This window comes from Streptomyces sp. DH41 (assembly GCF_029813785.1).
In the GTDB taxonomy this organism is placed as follows: Bacteria; Actinomycetota; Actinomycetes; order Streptomycetales; family Streptomycetaceae; genus Streptomyces.
This window is the reverse complement of sequence record NZ_JARVKY010000012.1, coordinates 109,506-135,143: the sequence shown is the minus strand read 5'-3', so window position 1 is coordinate 135,143 and position 25,638 is coordinate 109,506. Positions and strand designations below refer to the sequence as shown.

Annotated in this window: 25 protein-coding genes and 1 pseudogene; 13 read left to right on the top strand and 13 right to left on the bottom strand. The window is 71.8% G+C overall.

From position 1 onward, the window contains the following. Positions 1–383: 383 nt before the first annotated feature. Positions 384–1,721 carry a hemolysin family protein gene (locus QC283_RS20810; RefSeq protein WP_279563102.1) on the top strand — a complete coding sequence of 446 codons (1,338 nt, stop codon included), beginning with the start codon at positions 384–386 and terminating at the stop codon, positions 1,719–1,721. Next, positions 1,718–2,737 carry a hemolysin family protein gene (locus QC283_RS20805; RefSeq protein ID WP_279563101.1) on the top strand — a complete coding sequence of 340 codons (1,020 nt, stop codon included), beginning with the start codon at positions 1,718–1,720 and terminating at the stop codon, positions 2,735–2,737. The genes QC283_RS20810 and QC283_RS20805 overlap by 4 nt, the downstream gene beginning before the upstream one ends. 251 nt (positions 2,738–2,988) lie before the next feature. On the opposite strand, the gene QC283_RS20800 is transcribed toward QC283_RS20805, so the two are convergent. Then, complete coding sequence (locus QC283_RS20800; protein ID WP_279563100.1) at positions 2,989–4,143, bottom strand: WD40/YVTN/BNR-like repeat-containing protein; 1,155 nt, start codon at positions 4,141–4,143, stop codon at positions 2,989–2,991. A gap of 97 nt (positions 4,144–4,240) precedes the next feature. After that, a pseudogene (locus QC283_RS20795) lies at positions 4,241–4,419 on the bottom strand (pectate lyase); the annotation flags it as partial. Between the two features lie 275 nt (positions 4,420–4,694). On the opposite strand from QC283_RS20795, the gene QC283_RS20790 reads away from it, so the two are divergent. Continuing rightward, on the top strand, positions 4,695–5,915 hold the full coding sequence (locus tag QC283_RS20790) for an RNA-guided endonuclease InsQ/TnpB family protein (protein WP_279563099.1): 1,221 nt from the start codon (positions 4,695–4,697) through the stop codon (positions 5,913–5,915). Positions 5,916–5,951: 36 nt separating this feature from the next. Here QC283_RS20790 and QC283_RS20785 read toward each other — a convergent pair whose 3' ends face one another. Next, entirely contained in the window at positions 5,952–7,031 is a 1,080-nt protein-coding gene (locus QC283_RS20785) for an NADH:flavin oxidoreductase/NADH oxidase (RefSeq protein WP_279563098.1), read from the bottom strand. A 183-nt stretch (positions 7,032–7,214) separates the two neighbouring features. On the opposite strand from QC283_RS20785, the gene QC283_RS20780 reads away from it, so the two are divergent. Then, the gene (locus QC283_RS20780) at positions 7,215–7,577 is read left to right on the top strand and encodes an ArsR/SmtB family transcription factor (protein ID WP_279563097.1); all 363 of its coding nucleotides are present in this window, start codon (positions 7,215–7,217) and stop codon (positions 7,575–7,577) included. A gap of 34 nt (positions 7,578–7,611) precedes the next feature. Here QC283_RS20780 and QC283_RS20775 read toward each other — a convergent pair whose 3' ends face one another. Then, on the bottom strand, positions 7,612–8,958 hold the full coding sequence (locus tag QC283_RS20775; protein ID WP_279563096.1) for an FAD-dependent oxidoreductase: 1,347 nt from the start codon (positions 8,956–8,958) through the stop codon (positions 7,612–7,614). Positions 8,959–9,260: 302 nt separating this feature from the next. On the opposite strand from QC283_RS20775, the gene QC283_RS20770 reads away from it, so the two are divergent. Beyond that, positions 9,261–9,716: a DUF6214 family protein gene (locus tag QC283_RS20770; protein ID WP_279563095.1), complete on the top strand. Its 456-nt coding sequence runs from the start codon at positions 9,261–9,263 to the stop codon at positions 9,714–9,716. 18 nt (positions 9,717–9,734) lie between these two features. On the opposite strand, the gene QC283_RS20765 is transcribed toward QC283_RS20770, so the two are convergent. Next, positions 9,735–10,391: a DUF305 domain-containing protein gene (locus tag QC283_RS20765; RefSeq protein WP_279563094.1), complete on the bottom strand. Its 657-nt coding sequence runs from the start codon at positions 10,389–10,391 to the stop codon at positions 9,735–9,737. A gap of 209 nt (positions 10,392–10,600) precedes the next feature. Between QC283_RS20765 and QC283_RS20760 the strand changes: the two genes are divergently transcribed. After that, positions 10,601–12,103 carry an LVIVD repeat-containing protein gene (locus QC283_RS20760; protein WP_279563093.1) on the top strand — a complete coding sequence of 501 codons (1,503 nt, stop codon included), beginning with the start codon at positions 10,601–10,603 and terminating at the stop codon, positions 12,101–12,103. Here QC283_RS20760 and QC283_RS20755 read toward each other — a convergent pair. The 5 genes from QC283_RS20755 to QC283_RS20735 form a co-directional block, all read right to left on the bottom strand. Further along, positions 12,091–12,837 (bottom strand): TetR/AcrR family transcriptional regulator, encoded by a 747-nt coding sequence (locus tag QC283_RS20755; RefSeq protein ID WP_279563092.1) that lies wholly within the window; start codon positions 12,835–12,837, stop codon positions 12,091–12,093. The two genes, QC283_RS20760 and QC283_RS20755, sit on opposite strands and share 13 nt — an antisense overlap. Positions 12,838–13,012: 175 nt before the next feature. After that, the gene (locus QC283_RS20750; protein WP_279563091.1) at positions 13,013–13,702 is read right to left on the bottom strand and encodes an HAD family hydrolase; all 690 of its coding nucleotides are present in this window, start codon (positions 13,700–13,702) and stop codon (positions 13,013–13,015) included. 78 nt (positions 13,703–13,780) lie between these two features. Next, positions 13,781–14,452, bottom strand: a complete 672-nt coding sequence (locus tag QC283_RS20745) for a phosphatase PAP2 family protein (RefSeq protein ID WP_279563090.1) — start codon at positions 14,450–14,452, stop codon at positions 13,781–13,783. Positions 14,453–14,528: 76 nt separating this feature from the next. Continuing rightward, on the bottom strand, positions 14,529–15,461 hold the full coding sequence (locus QC283_RS20740; RefSeq protein ID WP_279563089.1) for a M56 family metallopeptidase: 933 nt from the start codon (positions 15,459–15,461) through the stop codon (positions 14,529–14,531). A 185-nt stretch (positions 15,462–15,646) separates the two neighbouring features. Continuing rightward, a complete protein-coding gene (locus QC283_RS20735; RefSeq protein ID WP_279563088.1) occupies positions 15,647–16,243 on the bottom strand; it encodes a DUF5134 domain-containing protein in 597 nt (198 codons plus the stop codon). 188 nt (positions 16,244–16,431) lie between these two features. Between QC283_RS20735 and QC283_RS20730 the strand changes: the two genes are divergently transcribed. Beyond that, entirely contained in the window at positions 16,432–18,120 is a 1,689-nt protein-coding gene (locus QC283_RS20730) for an FUSC family protein (RefSeq protein WP_279563087.1), read from the top strand. Beyond that, complete coding sequence (locus QC283_RS20725) at positions 18,117–18,674, top strand: MarR family winged helix-turn-helix transcriptional regulator (RefSeq protein ID WP_279563086.1); 558 nt, start codon at positions 18,117–18,119, stop codon at positions 18,672–18,674. Before QC283_RS20730 ends, QC283_RS20725 begins: the two co-directional genes overlap by 4 nt. 198 nt (positions 18,675–18,872) lie before the next feature. On the opposite strand, the gene QC283_RS20720 is transcribed toward QC283_RS20725, so the two are convergent. Next, on the bottom strand, positions 18,873–19,637 hold the full coding sequence (locus QC283_RS20720; RefSeq protein ID WP_279563085.1) for a VOC family protein: 765 nt from the start codon (positions 19,635–19,637) through the stop codon (positions 18,873–18,875). A gap of 103 nt (positions 19,638–19,740) precedes the next feature. Continuing rightward, the gene (locus QC283_RS20715; protein ID WP_279563084.1) at positions 19,741–20,133 is read right to left on the bottom strand and encodes a VOC family protein; all 393 of its coding nucleotides are present in this window, start codon (positions 20,131–20,133) and stop codon (positions 19,741–19,743) included. Positions 20,134–20,208: 75 nt separating this feature from the next. On the opposite strand from QC283_RS20715, the gene QC283_RS20710 reads away from it, so the two are divergent. Further along, positions 20,209–20,748, top strand: coding sequence for a GNAT family N-acetyltransferase (locus QC283_RS20710; protein ID WP_279563083.1), 540 nt, complete (start codon positions 20,209–20,211; stop codon positions 20,746–20,748). Between the two features lie 18 nt (positions 20,749–20,766). Here QC283_RS20710 and QC283_RS20705 read toward each other — a convergent pair whose 3' ends face one another. Beyond that, entirely contained in the window at positions 20,767–21,450 is a 684-nt protein-coding gene (locus tag QC283_RS20705; RefSeq protein ID WP_279563082.1) for a glycerophosphodiester phosphodiesterase, read from the bottom strand. A 227-nt stretch (positions 21,451–21,677) separates the two neighbouring features. Between QC283_RS20705 and QC283_RS20700 the strand changes: the two genes are divergently transcribed. The 4 genes from QC283_RS20700 to QC283_RS20685 all read left to right on the top strand — a co-directional run bounded on the left by QC283_RS20700 (position 21,678) and on the right by QC283_RS20685 (position 25,634). Next, entirely contained in the window at positions 21,678–23,081 is a 1,404-nt protein-coding gene (locus tag QC283_RS20700) for a DUF6421 family protein (protein WP_279563081.1), read from the top strand. Positions 23,082–23,161: 80 nt separating this feature from the next. After that, positions 23,162–23,908, top strand: a complete 747-nt coding sequence (locus tag QC283_RS20695; RefSeq protein ID WP_279563080.1) for an SDR family NAD(P)-dependent oxidoreductase — start codon at positions 23,162–23,164, stop codon at positions 23,906–23,908. Then, positions 23,905–24,975: a threonine aldolase family protein gene (locus QC283_RS20690; protein WP_279563196.1), complete on the top strand. Its 1,071-nt coding sequence runs from the start codon at positions 23,905–23,907 to the stop codon at positions 24,973–24,975. The genes QC283_RS20695 and QC283_RS20690 overlap by 4 nt, the downstream gene beginning before the upstream one ends. Positions 24,976–25,061: 86 nt before the next feature. Beyond that, entirely contained in the window at positions 25,062–25,634 is a 573-nt protein-coding gene (locus QC283_RS20685) for a transglutaminase domain-containing protein (RefSeq protein WP_279563079.1), read from the top strand. Positions 25,635–25,638 lie beyond the last annotated feature (4 nt).

Below are 25,638 nucleotides of genomic sequence, written 5' to 3'. Positions count from 1 at the left end.
TCCAAGGGGGTACGGCCCGGACAGGGGGCCGGGCCTGTTTCTACAAGCGAGTAGAAGCATAGAGTTGCGTCGGCGGGCACGGAGCGCGCTCGGGGCCGGCCCGCCGGGAAAGACCGAAAAACGCTCCTGAGCTGGCCAGGGAACCCTGATGGCATGGGGCTCCCTCTCCCGCGTCCGCCTGACGGGGATCCGACGATGAGCCCCATCACGGTCCGGCGTGGGTGGCGATCGGGAACCTGTTTTCGGCCACAATCGTTGTCGTACCAGCACGCACAGACGAGGAGTCAGCGCTTGTCCGCCAGATCGACGGACCCTTCGGGGCACAGTCCCCGGCCATTCCGCCCAGTACGTCCTGAGCACGGCTCCCGACGGGGTGGTGCCGGATGAGTGCCGTGGAAGCCTGGCTGGGAGTGCTGGCGGTGTTCGTGCTGACCGCGGGCACCGGCTATTTCGTCGCCCAGGAGTTCGCGTACGTCTCCGCGGACCGGCTCGCCCTCGCGCGTGAGGCCGACGCCGGGGACCGGAGGGCCGCCCGTGCCCTGACGGTGCTGGAGCGGTTGTCGTTCATGCTCTCGGGCGCTCAGCTCGGCATCACCGTGACGGGTCTGGTCGTCGGTTTCATCGCCGAGCCGTCCGTCTCCGCGCTGCTGAGGCCGGTCCTGTCCGGAGTCGGCATCCCCGACGGTGCCGTCACCGGTATCTCCGTCGTGCTCGCCTTCGTCCTGGCCACCATCGTGCAGATGGTGCTGGGCGAGCTGGCCCCGAAGAACCTCGCCATCGCCGTCCCGGAACGGCTGGCGAAGTCACTGGCCGGCTCCACGCTGGCCTATCTGAAGGTCGTCGGCCCGGTGGTCCGGATCTTCGACGGCGCGGCGAACAGACTGCTGCGCAAGGTCGGCATCGAACCGGTCGAGGAACTGCACCACGGCGCCACTTTGGAGGAGCTGGGCCACCTGATCGGCGAGTCCCACGAGCAGGGACAGCTGCCGCGCGGCACCGCCGAGCTGATCGACCACGCGCTGGAGTTCTCCGAGCGGACGCTGCACGCGGTGATGGTGCCGCGGGTCGACGCGGTCTTCGTCCGCAAGGAGGCCACCGCGGCCGAGGCCATCGACCTCATCGGCAAGCACGGCCACTCCAACTACCCCGTGCTCGGCGACCATCCGGACGACGTCACGGGTGTGCTGGGCGTACGGGAGCTGATGGGGCTGCCCGCCGGCCGGCTCACCTCCCTCACGGCCGGTGCGGTGGCCCGGGGGCCGCTGCTGCTGCCGGACACCCTGCCGCTGCCGGACGCCGTGGAGCGGATGCGGGAGCGGGACGACGAGTTCGCCGTGGTCCTCGACGAGCACGGCGGTGTGGCGGGTGTCGTCACCTACGAGGACGTCGCAGAGGAGCTCGTGGGCGACATCGCCGACGAGTCCGACACCGTCACCGAGGTCGCGGTCGCGGACGGCGACGGCTGGCTGGTGGACGCCGGGCGTCGCCTGGACGAGGTGGCCGAGGTGACCGGCGTCGAGCTGCCCGAGGACGAGGACTACGAGACCGTGGCGGGCCTGATCGTCGACCGGCTCGGCCGCTTCCCGGCCATAGGCGACCATCTCACGGTGGCACTGCCCGACGGCGAGGGCGTGGCGATCGACGTACGCACCCTCGACCGGCACGTGCCGGAACGGGTCCGGATCGAGCGGCTGTCCGGGAAGACGGAGGAGCAGGCATGAGTTTTCCGATGGCGCTCTTCGTCACCGTCCTGCTGCTCGTGGGCAGCGGGTTCTTCGTCGCGGCCGAGTTCGCGCTGGTCGCCGCCAAACGGCACCGCATGGAGAAGGCCGTGGCCGAGGGGCAGCGCGGCGCCAAGGCGGCCCTGGCCGGTATGCGCGAACTCTCGCTCATGCTGGCCGGTGCCCAGCTCGGCATCACCGTGTGCACCCTGGGCCTGGGCTCGGTGTCCAAGCCCGCGATCTCCCACGAACTGGACCCCCTGCTGCACAAGCTGGGTCTGCCCACCGCGCTCAGCTACGGCGTGGCCTTCGCCGTGGCGATGATCGTGGTCGTGTTCCTGCACATGGTGCTCGGCGAGATGGCACCCAAGTCCTGGGCCATCGCTCACCCCGAGCGCTCCGCGATGCTCCTTTCCGCGCCCTTCCGCGGGATCGTGAAGGCCGTACGCCCGCTCATCTGGGTCCTCAACCGCATCAGCAACGCCCTGGTCCGGCTGTGCCGCGTCACCCCGCGCGACGAACTGGCCTCCGTCCACAACCGCGAGCAGCTCACCCACCTGGTGGAGGAGTCCGAGCGGCTCGGCCTGATCAGCGAGACCGACTCCGACCTGCTCACCCGCTCACTGACCGAGCCGGAGACCCCGGTGCGCGACCTGCGGGTCCCGGCAGCCGACATCACCGCGGTCGACGCCGACGCCCACGCGGAACAGATCCTTGCTCTGGCCGCGGGCAGCGACCGCACCCGGCTCCTCGTCCGTACGGGCGGGGAGGTGCTCGGCTCGGTGCACGCCCGCGACGTCCTGGTCGCCCGCGCCCAGGGCCGGCCCACCAGCGCCCGCGCCCTGGCCCGCCCCGTGCCCGAACTGGCAGAGGACACCACGGTGGCCGAGGCGATCGAGCTGCTCCGCCGACGACGGGCCTCCCTCGCGGTGGTCCGCGACGGCACCGGTGCTCTCACCGGCATGGTGAGTCTGGACGACCTGCTGGCCCGCTACCTCCAGCCTCAGGGGGCCTGACCGCCCGTCCGGCACCGAGCGCCCCGGGCCGGACCGGACCGGGGCGCTCACGCACTCGTCCCCGGTGACTCCTCACCGGGGCCGTCCTCATCACGGCCGTCCATCAGGGCCGCCCTCATCGGGGCCGCCCCGCCTTCCTCCCTCGACGAGCCCCGCGAGACGGGCCGGCGCGGGCCGTGGACGGAGGCCCAGCGCGCGGAGCCCCACTGGGAGGAGCGCCGGCCCTCGCACCGGTGCTCCGGCCCGCCGGTTCACCCGACGACCGCGGCCCGCACGCACAGCACGTCCGGGAGGTGCGAGGCCAACTGCCGCCAGCTGTCCCCGTCGTCCGCCGAAGCGAACACCTCGCCGTTGCGGTTGCCGAAGTACACGCCCGCCTGTTCCGCGTCGTCGGTCCACAGCGCGTCACGCAGCACCGTGCCGTAGTGGTCCTCCTGGGGCAGACCCGCCGTGAGCGGCTCCCAGGTCTTGCCCGCGTCCGCCGTGCGGTAGACCCGGCAGCGGCGGCCGGCGGGGACCCGGTCCGAGTCGGCGGTGATCGGGAACACGTACGCCGTGTCGCCGCGGTGTGGATGGGCCGCCACCGCGAAACCGAAGGTGGATGGCAGGCCCTCGCCGATGTCCGTCCACCGGGCGCCGGCGTCGTCGCTGCGGTACACGCCCCAGTGGTTCTGCAGATACAACCGGTCCGGTGTCACCGCGTCGCGTGCGACCTTGTGCACGCACTGGCCGAACTCCGGGTCCGGGTCCGGCAGGAACACCGCGGAGACCCCGGAGTTGGACGGCGCCCAGCTCGCCCCGCCGTCGCCCGTGCGGAACACGCCCGCGGTCGAGACGGCGACCGTCACCGACTTCGGGTCGCGCTTGTCGGTGAGGACGGTGTGCAGCCCCTCGCCACCGCCACCCGGCACCCACTGGGACCGCGTGGGGTGCTCCCAGAGGGGGCGGACCAGCTCGAAGCTCTCCCCGCGGTCCTCCGAGCGGTACAGTGCGGCCGGTTCCGTGCCCGCGTAGACCACGTCGGGCTCCGCGGCGGCCGGGTGCAGCTGCCACACCCGCTCCAGCGAAGCACCCGTCTCCTTGGGGAACCTGACGGCCGGCCGCGCCGGTTCCGTCCAGGTGCGGCCCAGGTCGTCGGAGTGGAACACCGACGGTCCCCAGTGCGCGCTGTCGCCGCCGGCAAGCAGCCGCGGGGTGTCGCCGCGGGTGTCGAGGGCGACCGAGTAGACGGCCTGTGCGTTGAAGTAGGGACTTTCGTCGAACTCCCAGGTGCCACCCCGCCGGCGCCCGATGAACAGGCCCTTGCGGGTGCCTACGGCGAGCAGTACCTCGGTCATGCCGATCACCTCCGCGGCGTCGTCGTCGACGCCTTTGTCTCGGACACGGGCCAGTCTGCACCCCGGCACTGACAGTCACCTCTGGAAAGGCTGTCGCCGCAGGTCAGGACGGTGGCGTCGGGCCCGGCGAGAGGTTTTCGCGCGAGCCGCTCCGGCCTCGCCGGGCGGACAGTTCCAGGATCGGGCCCTGGTCCTCGTCCCGACCGCCGGAGCCGGGATCATTCATGCCGTAGAAGCGCTTCATCCCGTACTTCTTGGTGCCCGGAGACCGGGATGGTGGAGGAGACTCCCTCGCTGCCCTCGGGGAGTCGCCCAGGTGGCGGCGTGCGCTGAGGAGGCTCCGGCACGCCTTGCCCCACCTGATTTGTTGCGAGGAGGCCTCGGCGTTCACGCCGGGGAGGAATCGCATCCGGGTGTCGCGACGTGAAGCGTCGGCGTACCCGGGCTCAGGGAGCGGAGCGCCCGTACCGCTGCCGAGATGTGAACGTGTGTTCCTGTGGTCGCTGGTCGGGGTGGTGGTTGCTGGTTTGGCGAGTGTTCGTGCGGCTGTCGTACGTATGGTCTTTTGCGGGGTTTCGGGACGGCACGGTGTCCTTGCCGGGGTCGTGAAGGGGGGCGGGATGGCGCGGGTGGGGGCGGGCGTGGGGGCCGGGCATGTCCGGTACATGTACCGATTGCGGGTGTCGTCCGCTGCTCGTACCGCTTTGATGGCGGAGTGGGGTCGGTGTCGATGGGTGTGGAACGAGTGCGTCGCCAAGTGCATGGCCGTGCACCTGCACAACAGGGCGACCGGTGAGAAGGCCACGTGCGGCCCGGCCCAGCTCGACAGGATGCTGACCGGAGCCCGTGCCTGTACACCGTGGCTGCGGGAGGGCTCGTCCGTTCCCCAGCAGCAGGTCATCCGCGACTTCGGCCGCTCTCGCACCAAGGCCCACCAGGACATCACAGCGCGCCTGCCCATGGCGCGCCGAACCGGGATGCCGAAGTGGAAGACCAAGCGTGATGCGTTGCCGACCCTGAACTACACGAAGCGCGGGTTCCGGTTGAAGGATGGCCGGCTGCACCTGGCGGGCGGCATTGTCCTGTCGGTGGTGTGGTCGCGGGAGTTGCCAGGTGAGCCGTCCTCGGTGCGCGTGTACCAGGACAGTCTCGGGCACTGGTACTGCTCGTTCGTCGTCCCCGCCCAGCTCCAGCCCCTGCCGGAGACCGGCCGTGTCCTCGGTGTCGACTGGGGGGTGCGGGAGACGGTGACGACCACGTCCGACGCGCACGACCTGCCGGACGTCGGGCACGGCGGGAAGGCGAGGGTGAGGCTGGCCCGGTACGACCGGATGATGGCCCGCCGCAGACCCAAGAAGGGCAAGCCCGCATCGAAGGGCTACCGGACGGCGCGGAGACTGCGGGCAAAGGCCCACAAGAAGGTCGCGAGGCAGCGGGCGGACACCGGCCGCAAGTGGGCCAAGAAGGTGGTCCGTGACCACGACGTCATTGCGATCGAGGACTTCCGTCCGAGGTTCCTGGCCAGGTCCACGATGGCCCGCAAGGCCGCCGACGCCGCCATCGGCGCCACCAAGGCCGCCCTGATCGAGATGGGCCGCAAGCACGGGCGGGACATCCGCCTGGTACATCCCGCGTACACCACGATGGACTGCGCGCAGTGCGGAGCGAGAGCCAAGCACGCCCTGCCGCTGGGTGAACGCACCTACACCTGCACCGCCTGCGGGACCACGTCCCCACGGGACAAGAACTCCGCACGCGTCATGCTCGTCCGGGCTGGTCTCAACCCGGCTGGTGCCGACGGCGGAAGACCTCCTGGAGCGCTGCTCCAGGAGGCGGCCTGAGCCAGGAATCCCCTCTGCCTTCAGGGAGGGGAGGATTCAAATGCCCCAGCCGTACTGGTCCGGCATCCGGACGTCCGCGCCCAGCTCCCGCGCCGCGTGCTGGGCCCAGGACGGGTCGCGCAGCAGCTCCCGGCCCAGCAGCACCGCGTCGGCCTCGCCGTTGGCCAGGATCTTCTCGGCCTGCCCGGCCTCGGTGATCAGGCCGACGGCGGCGACCGGAAGGGTGGTCTCCGCCTTCACGCGCGCGGCGAACGGGACCTGGTAGCCGGGTCCGGTCGGGATCCGGACGCGCGCGACGTTGCCGCCGGTGGAGACGTCGAGGAGGTCGATGCCGTGGGCCTGGAGGTCGCGGGCGAAGCGGACGGTGTCGTCGGCCGTCCAGCCGCCCTCGTCCAGCCAGTCGGTGGCGGAGACGCGGAAGAACAGCGGCTTGTCGTCGGGCCACACCTCCCGTACGGCGTCGACGACCTCCAGTGCGAACCGGGTGCGGTTCTCGTACGAGCCGCCGTAGGCGTCGGTGCGGTGGTTGGAGTGCGGCGAGAGGAACTCGTGGATCAGGTAGCCGTGGGCGCCGTGGATCTCGACGATCTCGAAACCGGCGGCGAGGGCCCGGCGCGCGGCGTCCGCGAACTGGCCGACCACCTCGCGGATCTGCGCGAGCGACAGCTCCGTGGGCACCGGGTGCCGCTCGTCGAACGCCAGCCCACTCGGAGCCAGCGGCTGCCAGCCGTACGCGTCCGGGCCCACGGGCGCCCCGCCCTTCCAGGGCTGCGCGGTCGACGCCTTGCGGCCGGCGTGGGCCAGCTGGATCGCCGGGACCGTGCCCTGGGACCGCAGGAAGTCCGTGATCCGGCGGAACGCCTCGACCTGGGTGTCGTTCCACAGGCCGAGGTCCTGCGGGGAGATGCGGCCCTCCGGCGACACACCCGTGGCCTCGACGACGATCAGTCCCGTGCCGCCCGTCGCGCGTGCGCCGTAGTGCGCGAAGTGCCAGTCGCCGGGAACGCCCGCCGACGGGCCCTGCGGCGCGGCGGAGTACTGGCACATCGGCGGCATCCAGACCCGGTTCGGGATCGTGGTGTCACGCAGCTGTAGGGGCTGGAAGAGGGCGGTCATGAGAGCTGCTCCCTTGGTCGCGGCAGGACGGAACGGCTCGTACGATAGCTCTCGTAGTACGGTGGATGTCAAACTACGATGTCTTTCGTACAATGCCCTCGTACAATGAAGACCCGCTGAACGCCCAGCCAAGGCCACTCCTGATCCTGAACGGTGGGCCTTCCCGGACGAACTGGAGCCGCCGTGACCCCCGCCGCCACTGCCGCCGGCACCCGCGACCTGCCGCACCCGGCGCGCGAGGAGATCCGGTTGGAGGAGGTGCTGCACGCGCTCTCGGACCCGGTGCGGCTGCGGATCGTGCGGGATCTCGCCGCCGACAGCGACGAGCTCTTCTCGTGCTCGTACTTCGACCTGCCGGTCACCAAGTCCACCACCACGCACCACTTCCGGGTACTGCGGGAGAGCGGGGTGATCCGGCAGACCTATCGGGGCACGGCCAAGATGAACGGTCTGCGCAGGAGCGACCTGGACGACCTCTTCCCGGGCCTGCTCGACGCCCTTCTGGCCGCCGCGGCCCGTCAGGCCTCCCGCCTCGGCACCGGCTGACGGAGGGCCGGGGCAGGCGTGCCGGCCGGCGTGCTCAGGCCGTCGCCGCCCGTGCCGCCGTCAGCAGCGCCTCCCAGTCGGGCAGCTTCACCACGCGTCGTCCCAGTGCGGCGCCGAGGTCCGCCTCGGCCCGCTCGATGGCCCGCCACCCGGCCCACTCGACCGGCTCGACGCCTTCGGCACGCAGGAGGCGAAGGGGGTCCGCGGGGAGGTCCCGGCGTACGAGCGAGGCGGCGTCCGCCAGCAGGGACGTCACCGTCTCCTTGGCGCACGGGCGGTTGGTGCCGATGACGCCGGTGGGGCCCCGCTTGATCCAGCCGGCCACGTACTCGCCGGGGGTGACGGCGCCCGCGCGCAGGACGCGCCCCGCCCGATGCGGCACCGTCCCGCTCGCCGCGTCGAACGGCAGCCCTTCCAGCGGCACCCCGCGGTAGCCCACCGACCGCAGCACCAGTCGGGCCTCGATCTCCGTGTACCGTCCGGTGCCCGTCACGCCGCCGCGGCCGTCCGGCACCGTCCGCTCGAAGCGCACGGCGCCCACGTGGCCGTCGTCGTCCGCCGTCAGTTCCACCGGGCGCAGGAAGAAGCGCGGCCGGATGCGGCGGGCGGTGTCCGGCGCGGGCCGCTCGGCCCAGCCGCGCAGCACCTCCACGTTGCGGCGCTGCGGACCGGGCAGCCCGGAGGGGTCCCCGTATGCCGGGTCCAGTGCCAGCTCCGCGGGGTCCACCAGGACCGCCGTGCCCGGCAGAGCGCCCAGCTCGCGCAGCTCCTTGGTGGTGAAGCGGGCCTGCGACGGGCCCCGCCTGCCCACCATGTGCACGTCGGCCACCTGGCCGGCGGCGAGTGTGTCGAGCGCGGCCTGCGGCATGTCGGTGCCGCTCAGCTCGGCCACGCCGCGGACCAGCATCCGTGCCACGTCCACGGCGACGTTGCCCACCCCGATCACGACCGCAGACCGCGCCCCGCGCAGGAAGCCGTCGTCCACGGCGTCCGGATGGGCGCTGTACCAGGACACGAACTCGGTGGCCGACCAGCTGCCCGGCAGATCCTCGCCGGGGATACCCAGGCGCCGGTCGGTGGCGGCGCCCACGCAGTACACCACCGCGTGGTACAGCTCCCGCAGCCGGGCGGAGGACACGCCCCCGGGGCCGATCGGGACGCCACCGAGGAACCGCACCCGCTCGTCCTCCAGGACCGTGCGCAGGGTGTTCTGGAGCGACTTGATCTTCTCGTGGTCCGGCGCCACGCCGTATCTCACCAGTCCGTACGGGCACGGCAGACGGTCCAGGACGTCCACGAGCACATCCCGGTCGAGCTGGACGAGGCTCTGGGCGGTGTAGCACCCGCTCGGTCCCGAGCCGACGACGGCGACACGCAGCACGGCGGACCTCCTTGTCCGGGAGCCGGAGGGTCCGAGAGCCGGGACGGCGCGGGAGCCGGATGGCGCGGGAGCCGGATGGCGCGGAAGTCGGACGGTCCGGAAAGTCGGAGGGGGTACTGACGTCTCCAGCATCCCACCGCCTGGGCTCCGCTGACAGGGTGCTGCGCCCGGTGAACGGTGCGTGTTTGCGCGTGTTCTGTTCTTATGGAATGTGATCATGAGGTTACGTACGGTGTGTGCTCGAAGCATCCTTCGTTGATCGTTCTCTTCAGCTTTCCGACCGCTGTCCGGACGACGGTGAGATGTCCGTGCGGCACACCTGGGTGGTGGACGAGGGCGGCACCACCACCTCGTGGTTCGACGTGCGGCTGACGTTCGCCGACGGCGCCCGGGTGGACGCGCTCGCCGTGCTGTCCGGTCAGGACGTGCGGGTCGAGGACGTACGCGCCGAACCGCCGCTGTCCCTCGACGACCTGGCCGTACTCGCCGAGTGGCTGGAGGATCCGCTCTTCGAGGCCTGCGTGCCGGCCTCCGTCCGTGCCGTACCGGCCGCCGCGCGGCGTGCGCGCCCCGCGTGGCCGGGCGGCAGGGAAGGGCGCCGGCTGGTCGCGCGGGAGTACCGGGCGGCCCGGGACGAGGGCGGCGACCCGGTCCTCGCGGTGATGCGCGCGACCGGGCACAGCCGGCGGAAGTCGCTCAGGCTGATCGGCCAGGCGCGCGACGACGGCTTTCTGGCTCCGCGTCGCGCACGGCGCTGAAGTGTTTCCGACGGGCCGTCACAGCATTCTCCGCATCCGCGAGATCTCGCTCGTCTGCTGGGCGACCACGTCGTCGGCCATCTCCTCGACCTGCACGTTGTTGCCCTGCGACTTCACCTCCGTGGCCATGGTGATCGCACCCTCGTGGTGAGTGATCATCAGCGTGAGGAAGAGCTGGTCGAAGGCCTTGCCCCGCGCCGCGCGCAACTTCTCCAACTGGGCCTCGGTCGCCATCCCCGGCATCGCGGCGTGGTCGTGGCCGCCGCCCTTCTCCTTCTCGTCGTGGTTCTTCAGCCAGCCCTTCATCGCCGTGATCTCCGGTCCCTGGGCGGCGGAGAGCCGTTCCGCGAGCGCTTTGACCTGGCCGGACTCGGCGTGCTCCGGGACGAGTCCGGTCATCTCCAGCGCCTGTTCGTGGTGCTGGATCATCATCCGCGCGTAGGAGACGTCCGCCGAGTTGGGGGAGTCGTCGTCGGCGCGCTGCTCCTCGGCGTCCTTGGCGGAAAGTGTCCGGTTGCCCTCGCCCGGTTTGCCCGGAGCGATCACCGAGGGTCCGGCCGCGGCCGCCGATCCGGTGTCCGAACCGGAGTCGCAGGCCCCGAGCGCGAGCACGGCCAGTGCGGTCAGTGAGGCCGCGACGAGCGAGGCACGGGACAGCGCGGGGCGAAGGGACACAACGACCTCCTGTGGCTGGGGGTGCCCCCGAGGGGGGAGGGATGCGGAACACCTTGTGGGTGTGGTGACCGTCCTAGCACGCTTCCGCGCGTCAGTGATCGAAAAACTTCATTGCGTGTTTGTTGCCCCCTGTTGATATGTGCATGGTGAAGACGATACTGCGGAGGTGCGTGAACCGTTCCGACGGGAACGGACGTAGGGAGGAAACAGTGACCCTGTTCAACGACCCGCGAACGCGGCGCAGACGCCTGGGAGTCGCGGCCGCCGCCGCCGGACTCCTGTCCGCGCTGCTCACCGCCGGCCCGGCCGTGGCGACCCCCGACCCCGGGGACAGCCCGGACGCGTCGAAGGAGGTGTCCAAGAGCGCGCGCGCCGAGGTGCGCGACGCCATCGAGAGCGGCGAGATACCCGGCCAGGACGAGATAGTCCACTCGGACAACATCGAGCACGTGGCCAACATCCCCAAGGACGCGCTGCCCGGCACCAATTCGGACCTGGCCTTCCAGGGCCGGTACGCCTTCGCCGGCAACTACGACGGCTTCCGCATCTTCGACATCAGGAACCCGAAGAAGCCGAAGACCGTCGCCCAGGTGCTGTGTCCCGGCTCGCAGAACGACATCTCCGTCTCCGGTGACCTGCTGTTCCTGTCGACCGACTCCTCGCGCAGCGACAGCAGTTGCAACAGCACCACGCAGCCCGCGACCGAGAAGTCCTCCTGGGAGGGCATGAAGGTCTTCGACATCAGCGACAAGCGGAACCCGAAGTACGTCGCCGCCGTCGAGACCGCCTGCGGCTCGCACACCCACACGCTGGTGCCCGAGCGCAAGAACGTCTACGTCTACGTCTCCTCGTACTCACCCAACGCCGCCTACCCCGACTGCCGGCCGCCGCACGACGGCATCTCCGTCATCAAGGTGCCGCGCAAGGCACCCGAGCGGGCGGCCGTCGTGGACTTCCCGGTGCTGTTCCCCGGTGAGGGCCCCGACGGCGGCGGCAACCCGGGCGGGCCCACCAACCCGGGTGTCTCCAAGACCACCGGCTGCCACGACATCACCGTCCTGCCCTCGAAGGACCTGGCGGCGGGCGCCTGCATGGGCGACGGCATCCTGTTCTCCATCAAGGACCCCGAGCGGCCGAAGGTCATCGACCGGGTCCAGGACAACGTCAACTTCGCCTTCTGGCACTCGGCGACCTTCAACCAGAAGGCGAACAAGGTCGTCTTCACCGACGAGCTGGGCGGCGGCAGCGCGGCGACCTGCAACGCGGAGATCGGCCCGAACCGCGGCGCCGACGGCATCTACGACATCGTGGGCAGGGGCGACCACCGCGAGCTGGTCTTCCGCAGCTACTTCAAGATCCCCCGCCACCAGGCGGACACCGAGAACTGCGTGGCCCACAACGGCTCGCTGATCCCGGTCAAGGGCCGCGACATCATGGTCCAGGCCTGGTACCAGGGTGGCGTGTCCGTCTGGGAGTTCACCGACTCCGAGCGTCCGAAGGAGATCGCCTACTTCGAGCGGGGCCCGCTGACCACGGACGGCATCACCACCGGCGGTTCCTGGTCGGCGTACTACTACAACGGCTACATCTACTCGAACGACATGGCCAAGGGCTTCGACGTCCTCAAGCTCAGTGACCGGCGCACCGACCCGGCCAAGCGGGTCCATCTGCGCGAGCTCAACACGCAGACGCAGCCGGACTACTTCGACTGAGCCGTCCGGTCGGTCTGACCGGTCTGACCGGTCTCATGGGCCGGTCCGGGCGGGTCCGTCCGGACCGGCCGACCCGGCACGCCGGTCGCGAAGAACCGCGACAGGTCCGTGTCGCACGCCGTCCCGTCGGGCGCCTCGGCGTCCGGCGGGGCACCCAGCCCCCACTCCAGCCGGTAGCGCTCGAACAACTCGGCGCGCAGTACCCGCACGGGCATCGGCACCCCTGGCACCAGGGCGGCGAACACGGCGCCCATCAGCAGCGCGCGCAGCATCGGGTAGTCGCGGTCGACGTCCCGTGAGCCGTGCCGGGCCACGGTGTCCCGCAGCAGCTCCGCCAGCCGCCGCTGCTCCGGGCACGGCACGAAACCCACCTCGGCCTGGAGCAGGCCCGCCATGTGCTGGCGCATGAGCACCGGCCGATCACGGGCCAGATTCAGGATCGCGTCGATGGCCCGAGCCATCCGCTCCGGCCCCTCGGCGGTGCGCGGGGGACGCTCCAGCGCCTCCTCCAGCGTGCGGTGCATCAGCCGGTGCACGGCGGACTGCACCAGCTGTCGCTTGCCGGGGAAGTAGTACGAGACCAGACCGCGCGCCGACCCCGCCCGGTCGGCGATGTCCCCCAGTGTGGTCGCGTCGTACCCGCGCTCGCCGACGAGCTCCACCGCGGCTTGCAGGAGCCGCTCCTTCGAACGCCGCCGCAACTCTTCATTGACCGAGGCGCTACGCGGGGACATGCTGTACTCCTGCGTTGACTGGCTGGCAGCCAACTATACTCGGCGCAGGCGGACGGGCCTCGACGGGCCCGGTCCGGCTACCGTCTGCCTCGGGCGACACGGGGGATCGTCCGAGGCGGACGGACGTCCGGACGGTTGCCTCGGGAAACGTCCTGGCCGCGACGTCGGCCTCCGGTCAGCACACCAGGTCCAGCACCGGCCGCAGCCCGGCCGGACGCTCGGTCACCGGCAGGTGGTCCACGAAGTGCACCCCGCACCCGAGTGCGGCCGCACCGCCGTCCGCCCGCCGGTCGTCCCCGACCATCAGCGTCTGCCCCGGCTCGGTGCCGAGTGCCGCGCAAGCGGTCTCGAAGAGCCGCGGGTCGGGTTTGCGGATGCCGTGCTCGTACGACAGGACGTACGTGTCCACGTACCGGTCGAGGCCGTGCGCGCGGAAGACCGGACGCAGGTCCCAGCCGATGTTGCTGACGACGCCCACCGCGACCCCGTGTCCGCGCAGGGCGCTCAGCACCTCGGCGGCGTCGGGGTAGGGGGTCCACGCGCCCGGCGTCATGTGCCGGTCGTACAGCACGTCGTGCAGCCCCGGATCCGGCAGCGGCACCTTGCGGGAGAGGCCGGTGTACGCGGCCCGGTGCGCGGCGGAGCTCTCGTCCCGGACCTCCCACACGCCGGCGAGTTCCTCCGGCACCCGCAGCGGGTTGGCGCCGCCGGGCAGGGCCCCCGCCGCCTGAAGCGCCCGGGCCGTCTCGGCCAACTCGGGACCGGACAGTGTCAGTCCGGCACCGGTGAGCGCCGCGCGCAGCCAGGCTTCGGTGGATTCGATACGGAAGAGGGTCCCGGAGAAGTCGAACAGCACGGCAGCCATGAGGCGGATCCTACGAGACGGCGTTCGGCAGCCCGCGGTTCGGACGCCCTGGGTACCGGGGGCCGCCCACCGGGGTCGTCACGGGTGCCGGTGCCGGTGCACCAGCACCGCGAGGGCCACGACCATGGCGCCCAGGAGCCAGCCGCCGACGACGTCCGTGGCCCAGTGGACACCGAGCCACACCCGCGTCACGCCGACGCCGGCCACGGAGACCACCGCCACCGCCAGAGCGGTCAGGCGCAGGGAGCGGGCGGCGCCGTAGTGGTGGAGGAGCCAGACCAGGAGGCCGCACACGAACGTGGCGGTCATGGCGTGGCCCGAGGGGAAGGCCGCGTAGTGCGCGGAGTCCACGGGGTCGGGCCAGACCGGGCGGGCGCGGTTCACCGCCGCTTTCAGAGCCTGCTGCGCCAGACTGCCCAGCAGACAGGTCATCCCCAGCCACACGGCCGTCCACCGGTCCCCGTGCCGAAACCACAGCCACAGCACCACTACCGCGCACAGCAGTCGCATCGTCCACGTGTCCCACACCCAGTCGGTGAGGATCCGCATGGCGTGCGTGATGCCCGGTTCGTCGACCGCCCAGCGGTGCGTCGTGCCCGCGATGTCGTCGTCCAGGTTGATCAACGGGTGCCACTCGAGGGCGACCAGCGTGAGCAGCAACGCGGAGCACACGACCAGCACCCAAGTGACGCGGAGGGCTGTGCGGGGCTGCGGTGGACCGGGTGGGGAGTCGATGCGCGGCGTGTGCATGCTGCGATACTCGCCGACCCAGGGGGTCCGGGGCCAATTCGCGGGGCATCCCTGGGGGCGGAAGAGCGGCGAGGGACTATCCCAGAGCCCGTAGCCCCGGCACGAAAGCCACCAGTACCGGCACCACCGGGACCAGCGCGGCCGCCGTCAACCGCAGCCGCCGGGCCGCCGTCAGCCGGTTCGGCGGGGTGAGCAGCCGGTGCACCCGCTGCGGAACGTGCGCCCGGGTGGTCGGGCACGGGCCGAACACGCCCCGGTCCTCGTTGAGTTCGACCAGCGCCAGGGCGGTCGTCAGTCGGCCGAAGCGGCGGGAGGCCACGTCGTCGGCGGCGAGTTCGACCAGGCGGTGCATCTCGTCGCGGAACGCGGCGAACACCGGGACCCGCGGAAATCCGTCCGCCAGCGCGGCCGAGCAGTGCAGCAGCCAGTCGTGCCGCGCCCGCGCGTGCCCCTTCTCGTGGGCGAGGACCGCGTCGAGCTGCCGGCCCTTGAGGCGGCGCAACGCGGCGGTGGTGACGACCAGTTGCGGGGGAGTGCCGGGCAGCCACCAGGCGTCGGGCCGCTCACCCTCCAGGACGACCAGCGGCGCCGATCCGGGTACCTCGCCGGGCAACGCCGGTGCGCGCAGCAGGAGTTCGGCCCGGCGTCGCCGGCGCCGGGTGCGGGCCCGCACGATCTCCCGGGCCAGCATCGCGACGCTCCACAACCCGCCGCAGGCCAGCGCGACGGCGGTCGTGTCCGCCCAGAGGCCGGACGTGCCGAGCGCGTAGGCCTCGACCACCGGGCCGGGCGCCGTCGCGAAGACGGGCACGCCCACCGCGTGCCAGGCCGCCGCCGCGCTGAGCGTCATCGACAGCGCGCAGCACACGAGCACGGCCGCCACCACGCACTGCCACACCCACAGGGCGACCACCGGTTCCCGGTCCGGCCAGTCGGCCCGGGCGAGCAGCCTGGGGGCGAGCACGGCGGTCAGGGCACCGAGCAGCAGCAGTGCCGCGGGGAGAGTCATGAGGGCAGCCTATGAGCGTCGCGCTCCCGGCAGTACGGCCCACCGCGCAAAGTGACGCAGGCAACGGCTGCGTACGGGGTATGCCGCTTATGCGGTGCGGTGCGGTGCGGTGCGGTGCGGTGCGGTGCGGTGCGGTGCGGTCGCCGGGTGGCGCATGGCCCGCGTCGCGCGGCGGCTGCCGGATGTCACATGGCCAGGAGCATGGCGAGCATCGCGATCCCCATGGAGAGCCGGCAGGCCCGGGCCAGCTCCGGCCGGTCGCCCCACCCGGCCGGGTGACCGACTCGGGCCGGGGGCCCGGCTCGGGTCGCCGGACCACCGCCGGTCACGGGACCGTCCCCCGCCACGGCGACCACGGGTATCAGGCGTACACCGGTCAGCAGCACGTACCCGGTGAAGTAGAGCAGCAGGGTCCCGGTCAGCACGGGGACCCCGGAGGTGCCGTGCGCGTGGGCGGGCGAGCCGGCCATGACCACCGCCATGTAGACCATGGCCCCGTTCCCGACGAGATGGTGCAGATGGTGACGCCCGGACCGGGCCGCCCACAGGGCGCGCAGCCCCGCGGCACCGAACACCACCGCGTAGACGGGCCAGGCCCATCCGGGTGGGGTGAACACCGCCGCGGGCACGGCCATGGCGGCCATGGCGAACCCCATGAGGGCCTCGCCGCCCGCGGCACGGCGCTGCTCCTCGACGCTGCTGCGCATCCGCAGCAGGCAGTAGGCGCCGGTCGCCGCGCAGAGCGCGACCAGCAGCCAGCCGGACGACGCCGGTCCGTGCACAGGTGCCTCCTCGCTCGACGCTCGACGGTCGGTCAAGGACTGCCCGGGCCGTGCGGCGCGCACGCGAGCGCAAGGGTGTACACGGGGGGTATTCGGGGGAGCGCGTCGCATCGTGGCTGGTGGGCGGCGGGAGCGACGTCACACCGAACGAGTTCCTTTACTAGTAAAACACCTGTTAATCTTATTTTATGAGCAGTGCGACCCCCACCTCCGGCATCTCACTCGGCCGACGCCTGTCCCTGGCGGGCGTGCTGCGCCTGCGCCGCCCCTCCGAGATCTGGTTCAAGCCAGCCCTGAGTTCGGTCGCCGCCGTCGCCCCGCCCAACCTGATCCTGCTGTCGCTCGGCCGGCTCGACCTGGCGATGTACACGATGGCCGGATCCCTGTGCGCGCTCTACGCGCACAACCGTCCCTACGCCGCCCGGGCCCGCACCCTGGCCTGGGTGGTGCTCGGCATGCTCGGCGGCGTCGCCGTCGCCCTGGTCACCGCGTCGCTCACACAGAGCGCCGTCGTCCTCGTCACGGTCGGCGCCCTGCTCGCCGCCGTACAGAAGGCCCTGTGCGACGCCACCCGCGTCGGCCCGCCGGGCAACGTGGTCCTGACCTTCATCAGCTCCGCCGCCCTCTTCGTCCCGCAGACCCTCGGCCAGGTTCCCGGACACCTGGCCCTGGCAGCCGCCGCGGGCGCCTGGGCCTGGCTCGTCGGTATGGCGCCCGCCCTGGTCCGCCCGCACGGTCCGGAACGCCGCGCCACCGCCCAGGCCCTGAACGCCGCCGCCGCGTACGCCGGCACCCGCGGCACCGGTGACGGCCACACCCCCGCCCGCGCCGCCGGGTACGCCGCCGTGCAGGCCGCCTGGCAGACGCTGCTGTCCCTTCCGGCGACGGGCGCCCGCGCCACCACCCGGCACGCCCTGGAACACCTCGTCGTCCGCGCCGAGGTCGCCCTCGCCGCGCCCGCCGACACCGACCCGGAGCGGCTGCGCGAATGGGCGCGGGCCCTGCGCGGCACCGGCCGGATCCCCCGCACCGGCGCCACCCCGGGGGCCGCCGACGAACTCCTCGGCGTGGACGCCGAACTCGCCGCCCGCCCCGCACCCCTGTGGGAGCGGCTCGGCCCGCTGGCCCCGATCGCCGCCCGCACCGCCCTCGGCTGCGCCCTGGCCGGCTACGCCTCCCTCGCCCTCGGCATCGGACGCCCCTACTGGGCCCTGGTCACCGCCGCCGCGCTCTACCAGGCCAACATGGCCCTGACCTGGAGCCGTGCCGTCCAGCGCGTCGTCGGCAACATCGCCGGGGTGCTGCTGTTCGCCGCCATCGCCCCGCTCGCCCACCTCGGGCAGGCTCTCCTCGTCCTGCTCTGCCTCGCCCTCAACTTCGGCGCCGAGGCGCTCATCACCCGCAACTACTGGCTCGGCAGCGTCTGTGTGACCCCGATGGCCCTGCTCATCACCGAGTTCGCCGGCTACCAGGCACCCGGCGAGCTGATCACCGAGCGGGTGGTGGACACCCTCGTCGGCGCCCTGGTCGGCTTCCTGGCAGCCGTCGCCGTCACCAACCGGCGCGCCGGGAACCGCGTCGAACAGGCGGTGACCGCGGCCGACCGCGCCCGCGAACGCGCCGCCCGCCTCCTCGCGGAGTCCGCCCCCGCCCCCGGCGCCCTGGAGGCGGCCCGCCGGGGACTGGCCGCCGCGCTGACCGACCTGCGGACCACCGTCGACGCGGCGGCCGGCGAATGGTGGGGACGCGCGCTTCCCCAGGAGAGGGTCGTGCTCGCCGAGCAGTCCGGACACCGTACGCTCGCCGCAACGGTGCGACGCCAGGCAACGCGTCCGGACCGGGACACGGGCACGAGAACGGAGGACGTACGGCCATGACCGCAACCGACGGGGGCTCGGCGACCGAGGGTGACGCGAGAGGCGGACCGGGCGGCGACACCGTCGCCGCGGTCGTGCGGCAGTGGCGGGCCGTCCACCCCGACCTGGACACCGGCCCGATGGAGATCATCGGCCGCATCAACCGCTGCGCCGCCCTCCTCCAGCAGGCCGAGGACGCACCGCTGCGCCGGGCCGGCCTCAGCCGTGCCGAGTTCGACCTGCTCGGCGCGCTGCGCCGCACCGGGCACGAGCTGACCCCCGGCGACCTGGCCCGCGAGACCTTCTCCTCCGGCGCCGCCGTCACCAAGCGCCTCAAGCAGCTCACCGAGCGCGGGCTCGTGGAGCGGCGCGGCGACACCCGCGACCGCCGGGTCGCCCACGTCCGCCTCACGGACGCCGGACGCGACCTCGTCGACGGCATCCTGCCGGAGCAGCTCGCCTACGAGTCCGCCGTCCTGTCCGGTGTCGACGGCACCGAGCAGGGCGAGCTGGCCGCGCTCCTCGGGGCGTTGCTGGGGCGGCTGGAGGGCCGCCTGGACGCGCTGCGGGTCTGACGGCCCGGCGGCACGACGGCCCGGCGGCAGTCCGGCGGGGTCGGGGGCACGGTCCGGTGCGGTCCTGTGCTCAGAGCACGTCGTGGACCGGGTGGACCGTGCGGCGGTGCCGATAGCCGGCTTGTCCACCGGCAGTCCCGGCCCGCCGCGCAGTGTGTACCGCGCGGCAGTGTGCACCCGCGCGGGGCCTTCCCCGACTCAGCGCTCGTCACCCGCCCGGTACACCCCGAACATCGCGCCCTGCGGGTCCCGCAGCACCGCGATACGCGGTCCGTCGGGAGGCGAGGTGGGCTCCATCAGCACGGTGCCGCCACCGTCGGTCGTGTCGACCGCCGCCGTGTCCACGTCCGCCACCGCGAAGTACGGCAGCCAGTGCGCCGGCACCTCGTGCGGGAACTTGTCGTCCATCGTCACCATGCCGCCGAAGTCCGCCCCGTCGATCCCCCACTGCGGATAGCGGTCCGAGGCGGTGACGGTCCAGCCGAACACCGTGGTGTAGAAGTCGGCGGCCCGGTCGGGCTCCCGGGTCAGCAGCTCCACCCAGCCCAGTGAGCCGGGGGCGTTGAACAGTCCGGCTCCCGGGAACGAGCGGCCTTGCCACAGCTGGAACACCGCTCCGGTCGGATCGGCGGCCACCACGAACCGGCCCGAGTCGAACACGTCCGTGGGCCCCTGCGGCACCGCCCCGCCGGCCGCCGTCACCTGCCGTACGGCGGCGTCCGCGTCGCGCACGGCGAACGACACGTTCCAGGCGACCGGCTGGGCCTGCTGGTACAGCGGCGTCAGGGCGGCGACCGCCGCGTCGCCGAGGCGGGCGATCGTGTAGCCGCCCGCCTGCTGCCGGGAGTCCGTCTCGGGGCGCCAGCCGAACAGCTTGGTGTAGAACCGCTTGGCGGCCACAAGATCGCTGGTACCCAGCTCGGCCCAGCAGGGCCCGCCGGGCACCGGTTCGTGGAGCTTCATCGCGTGGGGCGTCCTTCCGCAGAGCCGCAGACCGTCCGTCCCCCTCCAGCACGCTAAGGCCGGGTCCGGGCCGCGGCCATCCGGCACGTACCGCCCCGGTGGATCAGATGCCGGGGCGGTAACGCAGCGGATGGTCCGCGGGCACCTCCACCAGCACGATCCGCGTGCCGTCCGGGTCCTCGATCCACATCTCCACCAGGCCCCACGGCTCCTGGACCGGCGGCCGGACGATCTCGACCCCCTTGGCGCGCAGTTCCTCGTGGGCCGCTGTCGCGTCCTCCACCTGGAGCCACAGCTTCAGCGCGGGGGAGAGGGGTTCCTCGGAGCGGCCGGAGACCTCCAGGAAGCCACCTCCGAGGAAGTAGACGGTGCCCCGCTCGGGACCGGTGCCGAACTCCCGGTGGACGGCGAGGCCGAGCCGCTCGCCGTAGAAGGCGCGGGAGCGGTCGGGGTCGGTGGGGCGGAGCAGGATCCGGCTGCTGAGTACATGCACCATGCGCCCCGACCCTACTGGCAGCGTTACGCTCATCGGTGCCCGCGCCGCGCCCGAAACGAACCGGAGACACCTCCCATGAACACCGCCGCCAGCCCGCTGACCTACCGTGACGCCACCGGCGCGGACGTGGACGAGATCGTCGCGCTCGTCGAGTCCGCGTACCGAGGGGAGTCCAGCCGTGCCGGGTGGACCACCGAGGCGGACATTCTCCAGGGCCGGCGCACGGACCCGCAGGGGGTGCTGGAGGTCGTCGAGGCACCGGACAGCCGACTGCTGACGGTCGAGCGGAACGGCGGGATCGTGGCCTGCTGCCAGCTGGAGCACCGCGGGGCGCACGCCTACTTCGGGATGTTCGCCGTCAGCCCGGTGCTCCAGGGCGAGGGCCTGGGCAAGGCGATCATCGCGGAGGCGGAGCGGCAGGCCCGCGAGGCGTGGGGCGTGACGGAGATGCACATGACCGTGATCTCCGTACGCGAGGACCTCATCGCCTGGTACGAACGCCGCGGCTACCGCCGTACGGGAGAGATGACCCCCTTCCCGTACGGCGACGAGCGCTTCGGCATTCCGCAGCGCGACGACCTGCGGTTCGAGCTGCTCGTCAAGCCGCTGGCCTGACGTCGACCCGCGTGGCGTTCACGCGGTGAAGCGGCCGGTGCGTTTGATCTCCGGGTAGTCGGTGGTGGCACCGTCCAGGCCGAGGGCGCGCACCAGCCGCAGATGGTCCTGGGTGTTCACCGTCCAGCAGAAGACCCGCAGACCGGCCTTGCGGGCCCGCTCCACGATCTCCAGCGTGATCCGGTTGATGTCCAGGCACAGCGTGCCCGCACCGGCCTTCACGGCACGGTCCACGACCTCGGGGCCGTAGTACTGCGCGACCAGGGCGGTCCGCACCCCGGGTACCAGCCGGGCGATCTCCGCCACGGCCTCGTCGTGGAACGAGATCACCTCCACCCGGTCCACCAGGTCCCGTCGGCGCATCACCTCGGCGAGTGTCCGTGCGGCCGCCGCGTCCTTGATCTCGGCCTGCAACGGAACCGACACGGCGTCCAGCACCTCCTCGAAGACCGGGACCCGCTCCCCGCGGCCCGCGTCCAGCGCGCGCAGTTCCTCGAGGGTCTGCTCGGCGATCGCGCCCGTGCCGTCGGTGGTGCGGTCCACGTCCGCGTCGTGCATGACGACGAGCGCGCCGTCCTTGCTCAGGTGCAGGTCCAGTTCGACGACGTCGAGGCCGGCCTGCTCGGCGGCGACGAAGGAACGCAGGGTGTTCTCGGGTTCGACACCCATCACTCCGCGGTGACCGATGGTGAGGAAGTTCAAGGCTCGACTCGCTTCCGTCGACGGCGGCGATGGCAGGGCGCAGCCTAACGGCCCTGCGGGACCGTTTCCCCTCTGCCGCGCCTGGTATACGGAGTCCGGCATCCCGCAGGAAAAAATGCGGTGAAGCCCAGGGTCAGGCAGGATAATTTACGGAGACTCCCCTTGCTGGGAGAAACCTCGTATGCATACGGTGTCCTGACGCGAGCTTCTCCCGTGGAGGATGGGACATGACGGAAATTCTTGTGCAGGTGGGTGTGGAGGGGAATATTCCTCCGGTGAGCAGGGTGGTGGAGCACCCGGCATGGCCCGTGCTCAAGGATGCCGTGGAGCGGATCCGGCCATGGCAGTCCAAGGACGGGTCGATCGACTTCGACGCCGAGGGCGCTCCCGACCGGGCCGCGGCCGAGGACGCCGTACGCCGTGTCGCCGGTGCCGTCGAGGAGCTGTCCCCGCTCCTCGCGCACGACCGCGCCTACCACGAGGCCCTGGTGACGGACCTCGGCCGGTGGGCCGACGGCGGTTTCCAGGTGCCCGACTTCCTCGACTCGCTGCTGGCCTTCCAGCCCGCCGCGAACCGCGCCGACGGCCTCCAGCACCTGGTCGTCTTCCCGATGTACACGCAGAACGGCAACCCCGACCGCAACCTCGAAGCGGTCGTACTGCGCATGGTCTGGCCCGACTGGCTGGCAGAACTGGAGCGCACCCGCTACGACAACCCGCTGTTCTGCGGCATCACCTTCGAGGACTTCACGGCCGGCTACGACACCAACTCCGCCGTCCTCTTCCCGGAGACCATCGCCGTGCGCGAGGCGCCCGAGCGCTTCTCCTGGGGCGGCATCTTCTGCGACCGCGAGGCCGCCCGCTTCCGCCGTGTCACCGAGGCCGCCGTCGGGATCCTGGGCCTGGAGCTGCCCGAGGACGTCGCCGCGATGGTCGACGACCAGAAGCGCTGCGAGGAGGCCTTCGTCCTGTGGGACATGGTCCACGACCGCACCCACAGCCACGGCGACCTGCCCTTCGACCCGTTCATGATCAAGCAGCGCCAGCCGTTCTGGATGTACGGCCTGGAGGAGCTGCGCTGCGACCTCACCGCCTTCAAGGAGGCCGTGAAACTTGCGGACGACGGCGTCCCGCAGGCCCGTGATGTGCAGTACGCGGTCCTCTTCGACCGCATGTTCCGCTTCCCGGTCACCGGCGAACGCGTGCGCAACTACGACGGTCTCGGCGGCCAGCTCCTCTTCGCCTACCTGCACAAGCACGACGTCGTGCGCTGGACCGACAACAAGCTCTTCATCGACTGGCAGCGCGCCCCGCAGGTCACCAACCAGCTGTGCACCGAGATCGAGACCCTGTACCGGGACGGCATCGACCGCCCCAAGATCGTGCACTGGTTCGCCGGGTACGAGCTGGTCTCCACCTACCTCGCCCCGCACCCGGGGTCGAAGTGGGCCAAGGGCCCCGACGCCCTGGACCTGACCCTGCCGCCGCGCAAACTCGTCGATGACGTGCTTCCGGACGAGTTTCCGCTGAGCATGTTCTACGAGGCACTGTCCAAGAAGCTGAAGAATGTGATCGCCTCGACCCGAGGCATCACGGCCACGGCGGACGGCGCCGAGCGGGCCGCCGCGTGAGCGAGGGCGGCGGCACGCGGGAGCACGCCCGGCAGGCACAGGCTCAGCAAGCACAGGCACAGGTACAGGAGGCGAGGACCATGGGGAACGGGGCGCTCGACGGCGCGGTGATCGCGGTCGCCGGAGCGGGCGGACCCGCCGGGCGGGCCGCGCTGCTGCGGCTCGCCGAGGCGGGAGCGACGGTCGTCGGCTCGGACAACGACCCGGAGCGGCTGGCGGAGGCGGTGGACGCGGCGCGCTACGCGCACGGCGGCGCCACGGTCACCGGTGAGACCGTCGACCTGCTCGACCTCGAATCCACCCGTGCGTGGGCCGACCGGATCGAGGAGGACTTCGGCCGGGTCGACGGCGTGGTCCACCTCGTCGGCGGCTGGCGCGGCAGCCAGACCTTCACCAAGACCGACCTCGGTGACTGGGACCTCCTGGAGAAGCTGCTGATCCGCACCGTCCAGCACACCTCCCTCGCCTTCCACGAGGCGCTGCAGCGCAGCGACCGCGGTCGCTACGTCCTCATCAGCGCCGCCGGCGCGAGCAACCCCACCGCGGGCAACGCCGCCTACTCGGCCGCCAAGGCCGCCGCCGAGGCGTGGACGCTGGCGATGGCGGACTACTTCCGCAAGGCGGGGGGCGAGCAGGGGCCGACGTCCGCGGCTGCGATCCTGGTGGTCAAGGCGTTGGTGCACGACGCGATGCGCGCCGAGCGCCCCAACGCGAAGTTCGCGGGCTTCACGGACGTACGGGACCTCGCCGAGGCCGTCGCCGGAGTCTGGGAGAAGCCCGCCGCGGAAGTGAACGGAAACCGTCTGTGGCTGACCGAGAAGCCGTGAACGCCCCGAAGACCGACGCGCGTCGCCATCACGACCCCGAGGTCCGCGGTTTCGCCAGTGACAACTACGCCGGGGCCCACCCGGAGGTGCTCGCCGCCCTGGCCCTGGCCAACGGCGGGCACCAGGTCGCGTACGGCGGGGACGAGTACACCGAGATCCTCCAGCGCGTGATCCGCAGCCACTTCGGCTCCGGCGCCGAGGCGTTCCCGGTCTTCAACGGCACCGGCGCCAACGTCGTCGCGCTCCAGGCGGTCACCGACCGCTGGGGCGCGGTGATCTGCGCCGAGAGCGCCCACATCAACGTCGACGAGGGCGGCGCCCCCGAGCGCATGGGCGGCCTGAAGCTGCTCACCGTCCCCACCCCCGACGGCAAGCTCACGCCCGACCTGATCGACCGGCAGGCGTACGGCTGGGACGACGAGCACCGCGCGATGCCGCAGGTCGTCTCGATCACCCAGAGCACGGAGCTCGGCACGCTGTACACGCCGGACGAGATCCGCGCCATCTGCGAGCACGCCCACGCGCACGGCATGAGGGTGCACCTGGACGGCTCCCGGATAGCCAACGCCGCCGCGTCGCTGGACGTGCCGATGCGGACGTTCACCAACGCGGTCGGCGTCGACCTGCTCTCGCTCGGCGGCACGAAGAACGGCGCGCTGTTCGGTGAGGCGGTCGTGGTCCTCGACCAGGGCGCCGTGCGCCACATGAAGCACCTGCGCAAGCTGTCGATGCAGCTCGCCTCCAAGATGCGCTTCGTGTCGGTACAGCTGGAGGCACTGCTCGCCAAGGACCTGTGGCTGCGCAACGCCCGGCACGGCAACGAGATGGCCCAGCGCCTGGCCGAGGGCGTGCGCGCCGTGCACGGGGTGGAGATCCTCTACCCCGTCCAGGCCAACGCGGTCTTCGCCCGGTTGCCGCACGAGGTGAGCGAGCGTCTGCAGAAGCGGTTCCGCTTCTACTTCTGGGACGAGGCCGCGGGCGACGTGCGCTGGATGTGCGCCTTCGACACCACCGAGGACGACGTCGACGCGTTCGTGGCCGCCCTCAAGGAGGAGATGGCGCGCTGACGAGCCCACCCAGGGCAATGCATAGGTATGCGGTCACCTGAAAAGTCATTGACTGACGGGTGATCGCTTTCCTATGCTCTGCGAGTATGGAGCTGATCCAGAAAACCCCTGACCTGTCCGCCTACCTGGCCGCCGACGAGGTCATCGATCACGACCACCCGCGCGTACGGGAGGTGGCCGGGCAGCTCGCCAAGGAGGCGGAGGACTCGTATGCCTATGCGCGACTGGCCTTCGAGTTCGTGCGCGACACCATCCCGCATTCGCAGGACTCCGGTGACCCGCGCGTCACCTGGCGCGCCTCCGACGTCCTGGAGCGGCGCACCGGCATCTGTTATGCCAAGGCTCACGCGCTCGCCGCGCTGCTGCGGGCCGAGGACATCCCGACCGCCCTGTGCTACCAGCGCTTCGACGTGGTGCACGGGCTGGTCGCCGTGCGGTTCGACGGTGCCTGGCACCGGCAGGACCCGCGCGGCAACAAGCCCGGCGTGAACGCCCAGTTCACCCTGGGGCGGGAACAGCTGGCCTTCACGCCGGACACGGCGGCCGGCGAGGAGGACTACCCGGACCTGTACGCCGCGCCGCATCCGGTCGTGGTCGGTGTCCTGCGGGAGGCCACCGACCGCTCCCATCTGTGGGCGACGCTGCCGCCCACCCTGTGACACG

Bases quoted from the DNA above. Each gene is read 5' to 3' on its own strand.
- QC283_RS20810 (WP_279563102.1), top strand. From the start codon at position 384: ATGAGTGCCGTGGAAGCCTGGCTGGGAGTGCTGGCGGTGTTCGTGCTG.
- QC283_RS20805 (WP_279563101.1), top strand. From the start codon at position 1,718: ATGAGTTTTCCGATGGCGCTCTTCGTCACCGTCCTGCTGCTCGTGGGC.
- QC283_RS20790 (WP_279563099.1), top strand. From the start codon at position 4,695: ATGGCGCGGGTGGGGGCGGGCGTGGGGGCCGGGCATGTCCGGTACATG.
- QC283_RS20785 (WP_279563098.1), bottom strand. From the start codon at position 7,031: ATGACCGCCCTCTTCCAGCCCCTACAGCTGCGTGACACCACGATCCCG.
- QC283_RS20770 (WP_279563095.1), top strand. From the start codon at position 9,261: ATGTCCGTGCGGCACACCTGGGTGGTGGACGAGGGCGGCACCACCACC.
- QC283_RS20755 (WP_279563092.1), bottom strand. From the start codon at position 12,837: ATGTCCCCGCGTAGCGCCTCGGTCAATGAAGAGTTGCGGCGGCGTTCG.
- QC283_RS20750 (WP_279563091.1), bottom strand. From the start codon at position 13,702: ATGGCTGCCGTGCTGTTCGACTTCTCCGGGACCCTCTTCCGTATCGAA.
- QC283_RS20745 (WP_279563090.1), bottom strand. From the start codon at position 14,452: ATGCACACGCCGCGCATCGACTCCCCACCCGGTCCACCGCAGCCCCGC.
- QC283_RS20740 (WP_279563089.1), bottom strand. From the start codon at position 15,461: ATGACTCTCCCCGCGGCACTGCTGCTGCTCGGTGCCCTGACCGCCGTG.
- QC283_RS20730 (WP_279563087.1), top strand. From the start codon at position 16,432: ATGAGCAGTGCGACCCCCACCTCCGGCATCTCACTCGGCCGACGCCTG.
- QC283_RS20725 (WP_279563086.1), top strand. From the start codon at position 18,117: ATGACCGCAACCGACGGGGGCTCGGCGACCGAGGGTGACGCGAGAGGC.
- QC283_RS20720 (WP_279563085.1), bottom strand. From the start codon at position 19,637: ATGAAGCTCCACGAACCGGTGCCCGGCGGGCCCTGCTGGGCCGAGCTG.
- QC283_RS20715 (WP_279563084.1), bottom strand. From the start codon at position 20,133: ATGGTGCATGTACTCAGCAGCCGGATCCTGCTCCGCCCCACCGACCCC.
- QC283_RS20710 (WP_279563083.1), top strand. From the start codon at position 20,209: ATGAACACCGCCGCCAGCCCGCTGACCTACCGTGACGCCACCGGCGCG.
- QC283_RS20700 (WP_279563081.1), top strand. From the start codon at position 21,678: ATGACGGAAATTCTTGTGCAGGTGGGTGTGGAGGGGAATATTCCTCCG.
- QC283_RS20695 (WP_279563080.1), top strand. From the start codon at position 23,162: ATGGGGAACGGGGCGCTCGACGGCGCGGTGATCGCGGTCGCCGGAGCG.
- QC283_RS20685 (WP_279563079.1), top strand. From the start codon at position 25,062: ATGGAGCTGATCCAGAAAACCCCTGACCTGTCCGCCTACCTGGCCGCC.